We start from the raw sequence: 16,873 nt of genomic DNA on the forward strand, positions 1-16,873 counted from the left end.
GCGGGCTGCGTTTTCTTTTCTATGACGTTCAATGGTAAGCATGTTCCAAGAATCACTTTCGCTTCATCTCTGTTTTATATGATAGGAATCGGTTATGATGGAAATAGTAACAAGGATTTTAGTAGATTTAGGAGAGCGGTGCGATATGAGAAAGGAAACGGGTTTTAACGAAATTATTCGAAAAGTACGTAAAGAGCTATTTGGAAAAGGCCCGGAACGCATACATACAACCTTTGTAGATAATATGGCCATCACAATGCTATACGGTAATTTAACTCCATCCGAAAAGTTTCTTGCGCAAGAGGATGCAGGAAGAGAGATGGTGCATGCAGCTCGAACCAAAATGGTACAAAAAATCTATCCTGTACAGTTCAATAAAGAACTGGAGGATTATATGGATTCCCGCTTACTGCATCTCTTTTCAGATATTAAAGTGGAAGAAGATATAGCCATCTCCGTTTTTGTATTTGAGGATAATATTGCTGTGAAATAAAAAGAGAAGGTGAAACCGACATTGGATTGTATATTGTTGGGGAGTTCAGCAGCACCTTTGATTAATAGATACTATGAAAAGCGAAGGAGCTACATAGTTTATGAAAAAAGATGATTTTGGAAATAGAATGAAGGAATATGAAAATGCTTATAGATTAAGTTTACCCCGCCGTTTACCCGTAATTATCAGAATCGATGGTGCTCATTTTCATACCTTTACACGTGGGATGACGAAACCTTTTGATGAGAAGCTAATCTTTGCGTTATGGGAGACGTGCAAATATCTGGCCTATAATATTATGGGCTGTAAACTGGTGTACCATCAGAGTGATGAAATCTCTCTGCTTCTTACGAATTACGACAAATTAACGACACAATCATGGTTTGAAAATAATCTTCAAAAGATGGTGTCTATATCTGCCTCTCTGGCTACTGCCAAATTTAACGAGGAAATCCAGAAAGTTTATCCGGATAAGCCTCTAGCTACTTTTGATGCAAGAGCATGGGTTTTGCCTCACGATGAGGTTGCAAACTACTTTCTATGGAGACAACAAGACGCTACTAAAAACAGCATTTCTATGGTAGCTCAAGCTCATTTCAGGCATTCAGAACTACAAGGATTAAACGGAAATCAGCTTCAAGACAAGCTTTTTGTGGAAAAAGGGCTGAACTGGAATGACCTTCCGGTCTGGCAAAAGCGGGGAATCTGCATTACCAAACAACAGTATAACAAAGGAGAAGCCGTCAGAAGCAAGTGGGATGTTGACCATCAGACACCAATCTTCTCACAAAATAGAGATTATATTAACCAATATGTATACTTGGACAAGGATGTGTGAGGTTTGGAGTGTGTCATTTTTATAGGAATTCAGGCTTCGGGCAAGTCGACTTTTTATAAAGAACGATTCTTCAAAACACATATGCGGATAAATCTTGATATGCTTAAAACACGGAAAAGGGAAAATATGTACCTTCAGACCTCCATCGAAACGATGCAGCGTTTTGTAGTGGACAATACCAATCCCACAGTCGAAGAACGAAAGAAATATATAGATGCTTGTAAAAACAAGGGATTTAAAATCATTGGCTACTACTTTGAACCTGATTATGCTGAATCTATTAAGCGTAATGAGCAGCGCACAGGCAAAGAGTATATTCCTGAAATCGGTATTAAAAGTGTAATGAGTAAACTAGAGGTCCCAAGTTACGAAGAAGGATTTGATGAAATTTACAGCGTGATTTCGAGTGAAGGGACGTTTCGGATCGAAAAGCAACCATAGAACCGTACAATTTAGGAGGAGCATCCATGAACATACCAGAGAGATTTATCAAACGTTTTCCAGCATACGAGGACGTATTTGCCAGCGATCTTGAACATCACCGCAAGCACCTTCTGCCAATTTGCTCGATTAATCTCCAATTTTTATTTCCAGAGCAGGACGAGTGGCTTCATTTTCTTTCCGTAAAAGAAATCCACGAAGGCTGTGTGGGTGAAAATACTCAGCAATTTCATACCTTATATACCAAGGAAGATATGCTGGGATTCGATGTAATTGACGGCAAATACAAATTCGAAGCAGACTGGAATTATTTTAGTCTTCATCAGAAAGAGCAATTAGAAGCCACCTATGAGGCGCTGAAATCTACCGGAGATAAAGCGTACCTACGTATGAAGAGAGAAGTCATGGCACTGGACGGACTGGAACAGGTGTACATAGCTAATGAACAAGACTACGAAGCTCGCAAAGCATTTTTCCTGGAAAACCATAAAATTTATCCATATTCCTCCTTTGGAGAGGCCAAAAAGTCTGTGGAAGAGCTCACTCACGATTTTGAGGAAAAACAATCCAGTGGTTGGGGGCTAAGCTTTCCCGAAGTCAACGGTATTCTGGATGACATCGCATTTCAGTCTGATGAGGCCCAAAGCTACATCAAGGAATATGACGAATCCTTGGAAGAAATGCTCAAGTTCGAGCAAACCAATCTGCTTCATGTGCCTAAACGTGCCAATGGTGAGACATTTACCTATATCGGTTCTTTCACCGGATATTATTTTCAAGCGTTTGGAGCCGATAAGGTTTACTTATTTTATGATAGAGAATTAAGGAAAGCGATAATTTGCTTCGAGTATTCCTAGGATATAGAAAAAGCTCCCGAGATGGGAGCTTTAAAATTTATTTCTTATTGATCTTCACATCGTGCTCTTTAGCCAGTGTGTTAACCTGTTCACCAAAATCTCTAAAGAGCTTTTTACCCTCGCTAAGCTTGGTGTTACTTTCATTAATTAAGTTTAGATCTCCTTTTTCCAACGCATCGATCATCGTAATGAGTGCTTCTTTTTGAGTGCTAACCGCCTTGATGTAGGTTTCGTGGACGGCCCGTACCTCAGGAGTTTCCGTCTTTACTGCTTCAACTTTATCGAGGTATTTGGTGTATTCTGGGATAATATCATCTCGTAACGTATTATATAGTGTTTCATCATCTGTGAAGTTATCCCCGGTCACAGATTCATATTTTTCAGTTACTGCTTTTTCATCTTGTGTTAACGGAAGCATTCCATCATTCACATAGGTAATTAAATCTTTTTTTACCGGATCGGTAGAGCAAGCTGCCAAAATTGAAAAGCAACACAATACTAACATAAATATACTAAGTTTTTTCATCTGTATTCCCCTTTTTCTATGTATGTTTATGGGTAATTAGATATATTACTTAGTCTAAAAGAACTACCCATATCAGTTTATTATATCGTATGAATAAGAGAATGGTAGGATTTTTATGGTAAAAAGGTGTCTAAAGTAAGTCTATTATCCTAGTATTATCATTTAATCTATGGATTCTAGAGCTTTCTATTTTAGGAAATGACGACTAAAAATATTTACTACAATATATTCCATTAGAACCAAGAATGTTTTATGATAGAGACAACAGCCTAGAAGATACCCTGATTCTCCAGGGAATAGCGGGAATTCCTTAAACCATTTGAGAGGGGATTTCAGTATGAAGAGGTTCAGAAAGGCTATTTCAGTTATGCTAAGCTTGATGCTCCTGTTTGCTTTTGGGATGACTGCAAACGCGAGTCAAGGTACAGAGTTGAACAAGGAAAAACAAGCTATTGAAGCTGATTCCAGTTTTCAGCTAACAACGAACAACGAAGATGTTATTGAGCATTTAACCCGGGTGGACAAGCCTGAAGGTATTACATCCTCCGTTTATAACATGCAGGAAAATATCAATTTTAAAGCACCAGAGACATTCTCTTTGAAAAGGGAGACCCTTCCTTCCCTGAAAGCTAGTCCAACGGCAGCCACAGCTTCTTCTGCTACGTATTCAGGTACAATTACGGAAGAGGGAGGCACGCAGTTTTTATATCCGATTTATGTGAAGCCAGGTGAATTGTTGCAGGCACAGTTGGATGGTCCATTTTCAGAGCAGCTTGACTATGACTTATACTTGTACGAATTTGATATGACAACAGGGGATATCAACCCCAATGCTATTGACGCCTCCACCTATGGAACCTATTTTAACAAGTATGAACAGGGATCGGCATCACTTCCTGAAAACGTAGGAAGCCGCAATGCTACCGGATCTGAGAAAGCTTACGCAGTTGCAGTCCATTCCAAAAAGGGATCGAGCATAAATGATCCTTTCTATTTAACCGTGGATGTAAACTCCCAATATGATGCCTATGAACCGGATGAGAGTGCTTTTCATGCCTATAACTTTACATTTAGTACAGGGGGATCTACCCTTAATTCACGCTCCATTCATTCAGGAATTGACAATGATTGGTATCAAATCACAATTCCTGCGAATCGCAATTATGATGGTTTGAATGTCAAACTGGACAGCACTTCGGAAAGCTACGGTTACAAAGCGGAAGTTTATGGGGCTCTTAGTGGCAACCAAATGGCGCTTCTGCCGCAAACCAATCATAATGTCACTTTGAATACGGGAACCTACTATGTGCGAGTGTACACCACAAACCAGTATTCACCGGACCATTTATATGCACTCACACTTAAACCAGTACTTCGGGCTGGAAAAATTGTAATTAACGGTTATGACTCTAAAAACGGTCCGAATGACTATCCATCCTACTCTTACGGTCGCCATTATCGGGTTAATGGAAACACCAGCCTGACTGTAAAGGGTGTTGTTACTACAACGGATAATTATCCAGTAGCAAATGCACCAGTTAATGTGACATGGTTGAACCAGAACTGGACTGAAAGCAGCGGGAATCGAACTCGTACAGGTACTGGTTATACGGATCAAAATGGAGCCTTTAGTGTGACCCTTTCCCTGCCGCATTCTACGGGAAGTATTGCAGAATACTTGTCTGGTCCCATAAGCTTTACACATTACTATGATCTTTCAGGTGTAGCTGCCCAGGTGTCAGGTACTTCACTTACAGCTACAGATATTGTATATCACTTTGCTTATAGCATTTATGGTGGTTGATGTACTGTCTATAAAGCAATGACAACGTCAGATTGTTTATTTTAACAATTTATATTCAGAGTCAGGATCTTGCTTCAAAAATTGTTCATTTTTAGGACAAAGCATATATTCATTCCATATATGCTTTGTCCGATATATATAGCAACAGGGTTACATTACATCGTACATACGCCTTAGATTGCCTGTTACAAACATGACAGGAGGAAGTAGAATGAATTTTGAACCTCTTAAAGCACAACAAGCGGTTCTTAGCTCTGGTAGCTTACGGATCAATCCGACAAGCAAGCAAGTTCCGTCCCCCCAGCTACATGAAGAAAAAGTGCCCAGGTTCGTCGTTCAGGACACCGTGGAGATTAGTGAAGCTGGCAGAAAGCTGGCTGAGGGGGATATCGTGTCACATGCTGCCAAGTATTTTGGCACAACTCAGATCAACGATGCATTAAACCGGGTTTTGGAGGGCCAACCGGAAGAAGTATCCGATGCTGTGTACAATATGATTCAATCCAATTTTATCGTCGATGGAACGGTAACGGATGAGAAGCAGCGCGCGGTATTGCTGGAGATGGGAGTTTCCCAGTCCAAGTATATTGCGGATCATTACATGGAAGGCGATAAAGCCAAGGAATTTATGCAAACCATGAACCAGATAGCTGGTATTGCCTTGACACGAACCATTGATTCAGAGACCGGAGATATTAGCTACACGACTCCTACAGATCGTCCGATAGGTGCCCCTGAGGACTACGTCAAGCTGTCGGAAGTGATGAAACAGGTCGATCCTCAAAAATATACTGCGTTCATGAATGACATTAAGGGTGGAGGAAATGGATTAAGCCAGCTGTTGAGTTTTGCACAAAAGGTTCCTCAAAACCCCGATTGGATTAATAAATACAAGGAACGTACAGAACAGACTGAAGAGCTGTTAAATAAACCACAGTTAACGAATCGGTTTGACAAAGCGGATACATCCTCAGCTTCCGCGTTTATGAATAGTATGCAAAATCTTCTTAAGGAATCTTCTGCTCCTGAGGATTCTTACATGCAGAATATGCGGGGATTTTTTCGGAACTTGGGTGTTCAGGCCAATTAAAGTTTCAAAAGGATCTCTGGGATGAGTGTTTCGAAAATTTATTTCAGTTCATTTTGCTGTTCTGTTTACATCCTGTTTGAAACGAAGTATAATAACTTCAAAACATACTCGTGAAATTGAGGAAGCACCTCAAACTTAGGCATTACTGCCTTCGTTTGAGGTGCTTTTTCTATTTTAGCCAAAGCGAGTACGTAGAACTCTTTGAAAATAAAATAAAGTAAGGAGAAGTGTATGTATCGAAAAAATAAACGAAAGGTTAGGAAGCACAATAACTGGGTGTATGGAGTACTGGCTTTACTCCTCTTATTAATGATCATTCCCATATTCCCGGAAAGGGTATCGGCTGCTACCCAAGAAATCATCGGAGGTCCTTTTTGCCAAAATAATTTGCCAGGTGGAGGCGATAGTTGGGGCTCTTGGTCAGGAAGTGGAGTAGGAGCAACGGAAGTATACACTGGCATGGGGTCGGCAAGGTATACATGTGATGGAACTAAACAGCCGACAAATCGTTTTATTGATATTGGAAGATCTATTAAGACTTCGGATTACAGGATTTTTGTTTACATTGAGGGGTCTTATCATACAGATATATATACATCTAATGCCGCCGCAGGCGACAGCTGGAGACCCAACGGAACGAATTTATATACATGGACCAATGTAACGAAATTCTATGCCGATAGCTATTACCAGGGGAAATGGATAGATATCACTGACTCTATTACATTAAGGGATGTACGATATTTCAGAGCGATGGGAACTAGTCAACAGACAAGTGATGAAATATCCAAGTTTGGAATTCGTATTATTCCCAAATCAGACTTGATGCCTAAACCACCCCAGATTCATGCTGGTGCAGAGGGACAGGCTGTTACAGAGTGGACCAAAGAGCCTGTAACCGTGTGGATTGATGGGGATGTGGCTCCTGAAGGACTAAAATACTATGAATATAGCCTGAATGGAGGACCATTTCAGCAATATACCGGTCCTTTGACTGTCAATGATCATGGTGTAAATACAATTTATGCGCGTACAGTGGACGTACATAACCAGTATAGTGGTCTTTCTTCCGCCAATGTCCGAATAGACAGGATGCCACCCACTCCCCCATTATAGATGCAACAGGAAACAGTAATGAATATACCATTTCATTACAACCGGGTGCAGACGATTATTCTGGAATAGCTCATACTCAATTTCGGTTGACCGGCGTTGTGAATCAGGATTGGCAGGATTATGGTGGAGTATTTCATGTCAATCAAGATGGCAAAAGCACGATTTATGCTCGTTCCATTGATAACGTCGGTAATGTAAGCCGGGAGGTAACCAAAGAAGTCACCGTTGATAAAAAAGGGCCAACGGCTCCTGTTATACGGGCTAGCGAAACGGGTCCAACGAACCGTGATGTGGACATTGCCATTGAGTCGGGAAGTGACTCTACAAATGGAATTAAGAAGACACAGTATCGTTTGAGTCCAACTGGGGAGTGGCTGACATACAATGGCATTTTTACATTAAATGCAGAAGGGAGTTACGAACTATCAGCGCGGACGATCAATAATCTTGATGTGTCTAGTCCCATTGTGACTCAATCGGTCATGATTGATCGTACCAAACCCACCCCTCCGAAAGTTATGTTTTCTGAGGTAACGAATCCTAACCGATATATCAATAAACCAGTACAGTTTACACTCTCGGGTGCAACGGATACTACAGCAGTGCATTATGAATATCAATTGGGTTCTGGCGCTTATATGCCTGGTTCATCGGGAATATTAAATAGTTCGGGAATTGTAAAAGTGACTGCTCAAGCTGTAGATGCAGCTGGAAATCGAAGTGTTCCGGTGAACGCAATGTCTTATATCGATTTGGAGCCGCCGAGCATTCAACTGACACCCAGTATGCGTGAATGGAAAGATACTAATATTCATGTGAACATAAAATATACTGACCAGCACTCGGGGATTGATCCATCGACAAGGCAGTACAAAGTCACGAACAGCTCCGATTCACCTGAAAACTGGGAGGCTGCAGCCGATCCCATAGTCCAGCTGGATCTTTCAAATGAAGGTGAATGGTATGTCCATGCGAAGGTGAAAGACCAGGCAGGAAACATGTATGAAACGGTCAGCAGTGCACTTCGCATTCAAAAGCAACCGCAGCCGGTTGTGCTTTCGGCGACATCTGTACGCAACACAGAGGTTGATTTGCAATGGACTCTCCCCTCTGGTCTTGATGATGGTTATATCTATACAGTCCGAAATCTAACAACAAATGAGGTTTGGGATGTTAACCATCCGACAAATTTTTTTACAGATACAGGGCTATTAGGAGGACATGAATATGAGTATGAACTGCGTTGCAGTAATTATGTAGGAGGCAATGCATATTCTAATCGAGTCCGTGTATTAACGTTACCTGATGCCCCTGAGCATGTTCAGTTACGACCGGTCTCTCGTCATTCAGCAGAAATCATGGCCGACTTTACGCCAGTTTTTTCAGCTAATAAATATAATATTACAGCAGCGGACGCAAGCACGGGAGAAATCATATTTAAGGATACGGTTACACAGGATGTGTATAATCCGATTAAGGGGATGGAGCCTGGTAAGTATTATGAAGTTTCTGTATCCGCTATAAACGCCATGGGAGAGGGGGCACCAAAGCATGTATCTTTTTTAAGTCTACCAGACAGCCCAAGCGGATTCCGGAATGTAACCGTAAGAGAAGATGGAATCGACTTGAAGTGGAATTCTGTAATCACTGCCACCTACTATGCTCTAGAGCGAGATAAGGTCTCGGTTTATAACGATGTGTATATAGAATTCACCGATACTGAGCTTCAGGCGGGAACGGAGTATAACTATCGTATATCTGCTGAAAATAAAACAGGATTTGGAGACTATGCTCATCTCGGCGTTATGACATTACCAGAACAGGTAACTACACTTTCAAGTGTAACGAAGGATGTATATTCTGTTGGTGTAGCGTGGCAAGATGTGCAGGGGGCTGAAGGGTACATTTTGAATGTTAACGATGAACCAAAGGTGCAAATTCCGCGTGGTATCCATTCTTATACTTTTGAAGGTTTGCCAGCAGGTAGATCTGCCAATATAAAAATTCGGGCTTACAATCGAAGTGGTACGGGTTTGGATGCTTCTATCAATGCATTAACGCTGCCTAATTCGGCCTTACAACTTGCAGCTGTAGATGTTCGCGAGCACGATGCCACATTGATATGGGCTCCGGTTGACGGGGTAACTCAATATAAGGTAACAATCAACGGTCAAAATTATTATAGTACGGAACCACGGGTAGTTGTATCTGGTTTAACAGGTGGGAAAAACTACACTTTTCAAGTGAGTAGTGGGAACAGCAGTGGTTACAGCCCGCCAGCGTTGGGTGAACTGCTGACACTCCCGCCTCAAGTACAAAATGTAAAAGTTACGGAGCTTAGGAATGGACAGATTTCGCTGGCCTGGGATGAAATCAAGAGTGCTGCCCAATATGCAGTAATCCGCAAAGATACAGGGGAAGTTTTTGACACTCGAAAAGCTCACATCATACTTTCAGATTTCCAGCCTGGTGTAATTTACTCGTTTGGTATACAGGCGATGAATATCACGGGGGAAGGTGACATAGCTCCCTTTACGTATCGAGCGTTGCCAGGTCAAATACCAGATTGTAGGTTGGTAGTGAAAAGTGTAACAGATGCCGATTTGCTTATTACATGGCAAGAAGCTCAGGGTGCAGATGCTTACAATGTCTACAAAAACGAGATGCTTATCGGCCATACGAGCACTCATGAGTTTAAAGTAGACGGATTAGACAGCTCTTCATTGTATCGTATTAACGTTAAGCCAGTGAACACAAGCGGTGAAGGTAAGCAGTCAGAAGGTCAGGTCGAGACGTTACCGTCTTCAGCATTTGCGTTTTCGAAGACAGAAACAACCAATAGTGAATTTATCATCCATTGGGAGTCAGAGCATGAAAATGATATTTTTGTTCTCGCTAGTGAAGGAGTAGTCCTATATCGTGGTAAGGATCGAGCTTTTATCTGGAGACAGCTGAGAGAAAAGCAATTGTATACCGTTCAACTTTGGGCAGAAAATAGTCAAGGAAAACGCACAGAGGCAAAAGAAGCGAGTGGTAAAACTACAGGGAATGCTGTGGACACAGGTGTTGGAGCAGGAGGCGCAGGGAGTGCAAAACCGATTCAGACTGTTGTAGAGGAGCCGACAGAAACAAAAACAGAGTTCTTTCAAGGCTTAACAATCGAGACGAAGCCAAATCATTTTAGTGACATTGATCGGGTATTTAATAGAGAGAAGATAAATACGCTTGCCGATTTGGGCGTAGTGAAGGGGAGATCCAGCACGCTTTTTGAACCGAATAGACCCGTAACACGTATGGAATTCACTTCGATGCTTGTTCGTTCTCTTAAATTACCGCTCGAAACAGATGTGACTCTAGACTTCGAGGATATTGATCTATCTGCATGGTATGTTGATCTGCTCAAAACAGCAATTAAGGCTCAAGTTGCTCGAGGTTTTAGTAGCAAAGCCTTCGGTCCAGATCGGGTCATAAATCGGGAGCAGGCCGCTAAAATGGTGAATAACATTATCAAGGCTACACCACAGCAAGAAAGCAGTGTATACTCAGATTCCTCTCAAATTGTAGAGTGGGCCAGAAAGGATGTACTTGGTCTAACTGAGATTAATTTAGTACAAGGATATCCAGACGGCAGCTTTCGTGCCAAACAGGAAGTTACGCGTGCGGAAGCGGCTGAGATGATTTATAATATGCTTCAAATGAAGTAGCCAAAATAAGGGGGCGTCGGCCCCCCTTATTTCTGTGTACTAGCTTATTCCGCAATAGCGGGATTTATATTGGATGCTCTGTAGGCAGGGACGCCATTGATGAGAGCGGTTCTTAGTTGAATATACCGGATACCATAATAGCTGGTTGTATTGTTTAATCCAGAGGAAAGTACAGTTATTTTATAATATGAAAAAGGAATCTCATTACTAAATTGATAGGTTATTTTTGCAGTACTTGGCAAAGCCTCTACTTGTCCTAATCGATACCAGTTTTCTCCGTCATTCGAGCCATGAAAAGAAAACGAAAGTATAAAAGCTCGAGAAGATGGTTGGGCTAAGAGAATATCATTGATCGTTTTGCCTGTATCTAATTTAAAAATGATTTCTCCACCTCTACCGCTTAAGCTGCTTTCCCAATAGAGATTATTATCGATTAGAACATTTTTCGGAAAAGTATTTTTGCTATCACCGTTCGTCGTAACATTATCTTCAGTTATTACGGCGGGTTCCATGGAAAACGAATAACTGTCTGGATTTTGGCTGAATTTAGTCATGCTGATTTACCTCCCTTGGTTATGATTTTTAATTTGTTGAATACGTTGTTGTATATGATTTATATGAAACTCTCAATGAATGTATACCTAATAGCAACTGGTTATTTCATGGACTATACTAGCAAATGATAGAAAAAGAACCTAACGTAATTGGAAATTCAAACAGTATAGGAGGAATTAAGATAAGGGTACCGTTTTCGGGTTCTTAACTAGCTCATTCCAAAGACTAGGCTAGTTTATATAGAAATGTTTGGAAGAAAGAATATGAATAACTTGAATAACTTGAATAACTTGAATAACTATTTTAGGTGCGAGAAGGAGAATGTATAGAATATGAAAATATACACTTATTATTTGGCAAATGGCGTATTCCCTTTGGATTGGGAAGTTTGTTTTAATACTGTTGAGGAATACAAAACCCAGTTATTTGAGAAGTATACCGCTTCCCAAGAGTCCAATGATTTTGTAATAGGTGGATTTCATGTGCTTACCGATAAAATAGATGCAATTCTGAATTATGCTTTAGAGGATTTTCAAAAAGAATTTCCTCATAATTATGAGTTGCGTTGTCCCGCTATGATCTTCCCGTTGCCAAGAGGCGATGAGAGTAATGGTGCTGAGTTCGCTATTATTTTAAAACGAGATGAGGATGGAGATACGATAGTCTATTCCCCACTTCCATTGTCATATTTAGAAAAAAGTTAGTACTTATTTAAGAAAAAAGGAAAACAAATTGAAATTCAAATCATGAAAAAAGGCCCTGTATAGGGCCTCCAAATAGTCAAAAGTTCTAGGTAGGTATCTGTTTATTCATTATCCCTTCTGCTTGTAAAATTCATGGTATAACTTCATCAACGCACGCTTTTCAATTCGTGACACATACGAGCGAGAAATTCCCAGTTCTCGTGCAATTTCCCGCTGTGTTCGTTCTTCTCCTCCGGCTTCCAGGCCGAATCGGCCAATCACCACTTCTTTTTCACGCTCATCTAAAATATCGAGATTGCGATAAATTTTACTCTTCTCGATTTTGAGCTGTACCTTGTCTACAATATCGTCCGCCTCGGATCCGAGGATATCAATTAATGTAATCTCGTTGCCTTCCTTGTCAGTTCCTATAGGATCGTGGAGAGATACGTCTTTACGTGTTTTTTTTAAGGATCTTAAATGCATCAGGATCTCATTTTCTATACAACGGGCTGCAAATGTTGCCAGTTTTGTTCCTTTTCCGGTCTGAAAGCTTTCAATAGCCTTGATCAGTCCGATGGTGCCGATGGATATAAGATCCTCCAAATCTTCGCCGGTGTTGTCAAATTTTTTACAATATGGGCCACCAGCCTTAGGTTATGTTCAATAAGTGTGTTACGGGAATGTGCGTTGCCTTCGGCAAACAGCTTCAGGTGTCGAGCTTCCTCTTTCTCAGTCAATGGCTGCGGAAAGGCGTTGTTTTTCACGTAGGAAACGAGTAGCGTCAATTCCTTGATGAACAGAGCGATAGCACTAAATAGTCCGGGCACGGATGACACCTCCTGAGGTAGTTGCGAACTTACTGGACTTTGTTACTTACCAGGCTTGCGGTCTGTTTATTGTATGTAGGCAGGTGCCCATCCGTGCCTGTACTCCGAAAACTGCTTCGTAACAAATTGTCAGATATCTTTCTTGAGCAGCATTAATACATATTTCAAATCGTCAGGAGTTTTATCAACATGCAGGATCATGAGTATTTCATCAATTGGACGACATCCTTGTTTAAGGAAGGATTTCACATGGTTTATTGGATGGCTGCAGAAGCAACGGCCGTTAGAGAGATAGCAGCAACTATATTTCGAACGATGACTCTACGATAAAACTCGTTTATACTTTAATTACTTAACAGTGAAAGCAATGGATATGAGGTGTATTAATGATTCTGGTAAGTTCATGTTTGGCAGGCATGAAGGTGCGATATAACGGGACGGATAGCTTGGATGTACATATTCAAAAGTTGGTAGAGGAAAAGAAGGCAATGACGATCTGTCCTGAGCTACTGGGGGCTTTGTGATACCGCGAGAGCCTGCTGAGATTATTGGAGGGACTGGGGAGGACGTACTGAGTGGCACAGCCAAGGTGATCGAGCTTTCAGGCAATGATGTCAGTGATATGTACATTAGAGGTGCGCACGAAGCTTTGCAAATAGCCAGAGAGGTTAACGCGTCGCTTATTGTTTTAAAAGAAAACAGTCCATCCTGCGGGTCGGCAGCGATCTACAATGGGGCATTCGAAAACCGCAAAATTGCAGGCAATGGGGTAACCTCAGCCTTGTTAAAAAGGGAGGGCTTTAAGGTCATATCAGAAGAACAAATATCGGAAATTTTCTTGCATGAGAATATGTAATGATAAAACAAGCGTCTTAATCGCTTACTGGCTTATAGCGTAAGCGCAAGACGCTTGTTTGTGCTGTGTTCGTTTTACACCTGTGTATCACACTATTTAAGCTTTAAGGCCAAAATCCCCAAATACTCCTTGAGGGCTGTCCCGGTTGTAGATATGGCTCCAGCAGACGGTGAAAGTTTGGCAGCATATAGTGACAGCTTTTCACTTGCCAGATAGTCGGTTGGATAAGCTGTGGCTTGCATACCTGCACGCTGAAATTCCAGTGCAGCACGGGGCATATGGAATGCGGAGGTCACCAGAATAGGTTTTGTGAGCTGGTGCTGTTTTAAAATTTGGGAGGTATATACGGCATTTTGCTGTGTATTTAAGGAACGGTTTTCGATGAAGATGTCCTTTGCCGGAATACCGAGTCCTAATAGCTGCCTCTGCGCAATATTCGCTTCATTACCACTGTCTCCAAACACTTGTCCACCGGAAAAAAGGATAGGTAGACCTGTTGCTTCATGCAGTCTAGCCGCAGTGAGCAGTCGGTTGGCCGCAGACCCTAGCAGATTACCTTGTCCATTGATGTCGGGAGTTCCCTCTGTAGCTCCGCCCCCAAGTACGACAATAACATCCCCTTGAACAGTAAGGGGCTGTGGGTACTGCTTTTCTAGGCTACGAATTAACACATCTCCAGCCAAATTGGTCGATGAAACATACAGCAGCAATGTGACAAGGAGCAGTACAATCGCAGGTTTACGCGCCCGTTTCCATAGCCAGATTACAAGCCCTGCCATCACGAGGATAAACAAACCGGGAGGAAGCACGAAGCTGTATAGAAATTTGATGAAATAAATCAAGTGCAGACACCCTCCTATCCTTATAAGCTTTATCTATTGGGTACATTGTAACATAGGCCAAAGACTGGATTCCTCTGTTCGAAAACCTATCCTATGAACAAACGCACTGGAGAAGCGGAGCTTTTCCCTATATATTTTTGTTTGATAAAGTTGTCCCATAGGCGTAATATATAAAGTCTAGTGATTTTTTTCATAGAGGAGCGAGTGCATCATGGGAGAGTTAACGACAGCCAAGCGGATAATGATGATCGCGCTACTGGTCGTATTGTGGGGCATTTCTTGGCCCATCTATAAAGTTGCACTGGAATTCACGCCTCCCCTTTTGTTTGCAGGGCTACGTACACTGTTGGGTGGCCTGCTATTGGGAGCGATTTTAGCACCGAGATGGAATCGCATTCGCTGGAAAGAAAATTGGCGGGTGTATGCTATTTCAGGTATTTTTAACGTAGTTCTGTTTTATGGCTTGCAAACCGTGGGGCTCATGTACGTTCCATCAGGTCTGTTCTCTGTGCTGGTATATCTTCAGCCTGTGCTGGTTGGCATTTTTGCATGGATGTGGCTGGGGGAAGCAATGTCCAAGCTCAAAGTGATTGGATTGATCATTGGATTTCTGGGCGTGGCAGCTGTCAGTATCGGAGGCTTTTCAGGACATGTGGCTATTGCAGGTGTAATTATTGCCATTATTACAGCGGTGAGCTGGGCGTTAGGAACCGTGTATGTGAAAAAGGTTAACAAGCGTGTGGATTCGTTGTGGCTGGTCGCATTTCAATGTACACTTGGAGGCATCGTGTTGACAGGGACTGGATCGGTAACGGAAAGCTGGTCAGACATCGTGTGGAATGTTCCGTATGTGTCAGGACTGTTGTTCGGGACTGTGCTCGGAATTTCACTATCCTGGCTGCTGTATTTCACGCTGGTCAATTCGGGGGATGCCAGTAAGGTCGCTTCCTATACGTTTTTGGTGCCTGTGATTTCAGTGTTTGTCAGTTCTATGCTGCTTCACGAATCGATTACGGCTTTTCTGCTGATCGGTCTGGTATTAATCGGCTTTAGCATTTATCTGGTTAATCGCAGAGTGAGGGTAGTACGGCAAGCTTGAAATTAATAACTTAATAATAGCAACAAGTAAGGACTCTGCTCAGGTAGCAGAGTCCTTTTTTTATAGGTGACAGAATGTAATGAATGATGGTAACAAGGTTCCTACTCTAGGGAGTTGGTTAAGCTATGAATGACGGCACACTGCCAAATAAAGAAGGGAGATGCGGGCGATGGCACGGAAATTATTGATAACAGGAGCAGCGGGCACAATTGGGAAAGTACTCTATGAAGGGCTAAAAGCGGAAGGAAAATATGAAATAACCGCTGTCGATGTAATGAGGGATGAAGAAGCAGGGATTGTCGAACTGGATATACATGATACTGCAAGGTTGGCTGAGCTTACCAATGGAGTGGATACGGTACTGCATTTTGCATGGATTAAGGATGAAGGGGACTTCCTCGGCAAAGTGCTGTCTGGCAATGTAAGCGGAGCGTATAAGCTGTATGAAGCTGCGGTCAAAAATGGGGTGAAGCGCATTATTTTCGCCAGTTCCAATCATGCCACAGGGTTTTATAAAGTAGGCGAAGCGATAGATGTAGAAGATCCCTACCGACCGGATAGCTTTTATGGATTGAGTAAGTGCTATATTGAACTGTTGGGACGGCTGTATGCCGATCAGGGCAAAATATCTTCAATGAATATCCGCATCGGTAATTTTCCTGGGGATGATCGGCCGCATTCGGAGCGTGCTGCTCATATATGGATCTCCGAGCGCGATATGATCCATCTGACCGTCTGCTGTATCGAGGCCCCTTCGGAGATGAGTTATCTTAATTTGTACGGTACGTCAGCCAATACGGATAATTATTATGACATTGGTTACTTGGAAGAACTAATCGGATATAAGCCGCAGGATAATGCCGCTGAGCTGCTGGAGCAGGCCAAGAAAAACGGATTTCGAGTAAAACAGGATGAAACCATTTTTCAGGGTGGGCAAAAGGAATAGAGCAGATCGTCCAAATATGCTTGACGAATGGGCTGAAGGCGTCGATCAGGCGCCTCATATCACATAAAACTTCACAAATATCAGAATTGTTCACTCCTCTGGACACTCCTTTGTTCATGAAGCATGAGAGGCTTCACTTTTCATTTTGAATGCGCTTACATAATATATAGTTATACGGCGGCAATGCTACAAA

13 protein-coding genes and 3 pseudogenes are annotated in these 16,873 nt (G+C 42.0%); 12 read left to right on the plus strand and 4 right to left on the minus strand.

Annotation, left to right across the window (positions count from 1 at the left end):
* The first annotated feature begins 145 nt into the window (after positions 1 to 145).
* From G7035_RS16575 to G7035_RS16590, 4 genes are all read left to right on the plus strand, one after another.
* Positions 146 to 493: a Na-translocating system protein MpsC family protein gene (locus G7035_RS16575; protein WP_016821668.1), complete on the plus strand. Its 348-nt coding sequence runs from the start codon at positions 146 to 148 to the stop codon at positions 491 to 493.
* Between the two features lie 100 nt (positions 494 to 593).
* On the plus strand, positions 594 to 1,331 hold the full coding sequence (locus tag G7035_RS16580; RefSeq protein WP_019688103.1) for a tRNA(His) guanylyltransferase Thg1 family protein: 738 nt from the start codon (positions 594 to 596) through the stop codon (positions 1,329 to 1,331).
* A 3-nt stretch (positions 1,332 to 1,334) separates the two neighbouring features.
* The gene (locus G7035_RS16585) at positions 1,335 to 1,772 is read left to right on the plus strand and encodes an AAA family ATPase (protein WP_019688102.1); all 438 of its coding nucleotides are present in this window, start codon (positions 1,335 to 1,337) and stop codon (positions 1,770 to 1,772) included.
* Positions 1,773 to 1,798: 26 nt separating this feature from the next.
* Positions 1,799 to 2,629, plus strand: coding sequence for a hypothetical protein (locus tag G7035_RS16590; protein WP_019688101.1), 831 nt, complete (start codon positions 1,799 to 1,801; stop codon positions 2,627 to 2,629).
* 37 nt (positions 2,630 to 2,666) lie between these two features.
* Here the strand turns inward: G7035_RS16590 and G7035_RS16595 are convergent, their stop codons facing one another.
* Entirely contained in the window at positions 2,667 to 3,155 is a 489-nt protein-coding gene (locus G7035_RS16595) for a hypothetical protein (RefSeq protein WP_019688100.1), read from the minus strand.
* Positions 3,156 to 3,492: 337 nt separating this feature from the next.
* Here G7035_RS16595 and G7035_RS16600 point away from each other — a divergent pair, with 337 nt between their 5' ends.
* The 3 genes and pseudogenes from G7035_RS16600 (at position 3,493) to G7035_RS16610 (ending at position 10,869) form a co-directional block, all read left to right on the plus strand.
* On the plus strand, positions 3,493 to 4,959 hold the full coding sequence (locus G7035_RS16600) for an Ig-like domain-containing protein (protein ID WP_019688099.1): 1,467 nt from the start codon (positions 3,493 to 3,495) through the stop codon (positions 4,957 to 4,959).
* A 211-nt stretch (positions 4,960 to 5,170) separates the two neighbouring features.
* Complete coding sequence (locus G7035_RS16605; RefSeq protein ID WP_019688098.1) at positions 5,171 to 6,049, plus strand: hypothetical protein; 879 nt, start codon at positions 5,171 to 5,173, stop codon at positions 6,047 to 6,049.
* A gap of 231 nt (positions 6,050 to 6,280) precedes the next feature.
* Positions 6,281 to 10,869: pseudogene (locus tag G7035_RS16610) on the plus strand (OmpL47-type beta-barrel domain-containing protein).
* A gap of 44 nt (positions 10,870 to 10,913) precedes the next feature.
* Here the strand turns inward: G7035_RS16610 and G7035_RS16615 are convergent.
* Entirely contained in the window at positions 10,914 to 11,423 is a 510-nt protein-coding gene (locus tag G7035_RS16615; RefSeq protein WP_019688096.1) for a discoidin domain-containing protein, read from the minus strand.
* Positions 11,424 to 11,756: 333 nt separating this feature from the next.
* Between G7035_RS16615 and G7035_RS16620 the strand changes: the two genes are divergently transcribed.
* Positions 11,757 to 12,128, plus strand: coding sequence for a hypothetical protein (locus G7035_RS16620; RefSeq protein WP_019688095.1), 372 nt, complete (start codon positions 11,757 to 11,759; stop codon positions 12,126 to 12,128).
* Between the two features lie 108 nt (positions 12,129 to 12,236).
* Here the strand turns inward: G7035_RS16620 and sigK are convergent.
* A pseudogene (gene sigK / locus G7035_RS16625) lies at positions 12,237 to 12,937 on the minus strand (RNA polymerase sporulation sigma factor SigK).
* A 189-nt stretch (positions 12,938 to 13,126) separates the two neighbouring features.
* Between sigK and G7035_RS16630 the strand changes: the two are divergent.
* Complete coding sequence (locus tag G7035_RS16630) at positions 13,127 to 13,267, plus strand: hypothetical protein (protein WP_019688094.1); 141 nt, start codon at positions 13,127 to 13,129, stop codon at positions 13,265 to 13,267.
* A gap of 56 nt (positions 13,268 to 13,323) precedes the next feature.
* Positions 13,324 to 13,793: pseudogene (locus G7035_RS16635) on the plus strand (2-thiouracil desulfurase family protein).
* Between the two features lie 92 nt (positions 13,794 to 13,885).
* Here G7035_RS16635 and G7035_RS16640 read toward each other — a convergent pair.
* A complete protein-coding gene (locus G7035_RS16640) occupies positions 13,886 to 14,635 on the minus strand; it encodes a YdcF family protein (RefSeq protein WP_019688092.1) in 750 nt (249 codons plus the stop codon).
* Positions 14,636 to 14,846: 211 nt separating this feature from the next.
* Here G7035_RS16640 and G7035_RS16645 point away from each other — a divergent pair, with 211 nt between their 5' ends.
* Positions 14,847 to 15,734, plus strand: coding sequence for a DMT family transporter (locus G7035_RS16645; protein ID WP_019688091.1), 888 nt, complete (start codon positions 14,847 to 14,849; stop codon positions 15,732 to 15,734).
* A gap of 169 nt (positions 15,735 to 15,903) precedes the next feature.
* Positions 15,904 to 16,680: an NAD-dependent epimerase/dehydratase family protein gene (locus G7035_RS16650; protein ID WP_019688090.1), complete on the plus strand. Its 777-nt coding sequence runs from the start codon at positions 15,904 to 15,906 to the stop codon at positions 16,678 to 16,680.
* Positions 16,681 to 16,873: the final 193 nt, after the last annotated feature.

It is taken from the genome of Paenibacillus polymyxa (assembly GCF_015710975.1).
In the GTDB taxonomy this organism is placed as follows: domain Bacteria; phylum Bacillota; class Bacilli; order Paenibacillales; family Paenibacillaceae; genus Paenibacillus; species Paenibacillus polymyxa.

Coding starts and splice junctions, on each gene's coding strand:
- G7035_RS16575 (WP_016821668.1), top strand. CDS start 146: ATGAGAAAGGAAACGGGTTTTAACGAAATTATTCGAAAAGTACGTAAA.
- G7035_RS16580 (WP_019688103.1), top strand. CDS start 594: ATGAAAAAAGATGATTTTGGAAATAGAATGAAGGAATATGAAAATGCT.
- G7035_RS16590 (WP_019688101.1), top strand. CDS start 1,799: ATGAACATACCAGAGAGATTTATCAAACGTTTTCCAGCATACGAGGAC.
- G7035_RS16595 (WP_019688100.1), bottom strand. CDS start 3,155: ATGAAAAAACTTAGTATATTTATGTTAGTATTGTGTTGCTTTTCAATT.
- G7035_RS16600 (WP_019688099.1), top strand. CDS start 3,493: ATGAAGAGGTTCAGAAAGGCTATTTCAGTTATGCTAAGCTTGATGCTC.
- G7035_RS16605 (WP_019688098.1), top strand. CDS start 5,171: ATGAATTTTGAACCTCTTAAAGCACAACAAGCGGTTCTTAGCTCTGGT.
- G7035_RS16615 (WP_019688096.1), bottom strand. CDS start 11,423: ATGACTAAATTCAGCCAAAATCCAGACAGTTATTCGTTTTCCATGGAA.
- G7035_RS16620 (WP_019688095.1), top strand. CDS start 11,757: ATGAAAATATACACTTATTATTTGGCAAATGGCGTATTCCCTTTGGAT.
- G7035_RS16630 (WP_019688094.1), top strand. CDS start 13,127: ATGCAGGATCATGAGTATTTCATCAATTGGACGACATCCTTGTTTAAG.
- G7035_RS16645 (WP_019688091.1), top strand. CDS start 14,847: ATGGGAGAGTTAACGACAGCCAAGCGGATAATGATGATCGCGCTACTG.
- G7035_RS16650 (WP_019688090.1), top strand. CDS start 15,904: ATGGCACGGAAATTATTGATAACAGGAGCAGCGGGCACAATTGGGAAA.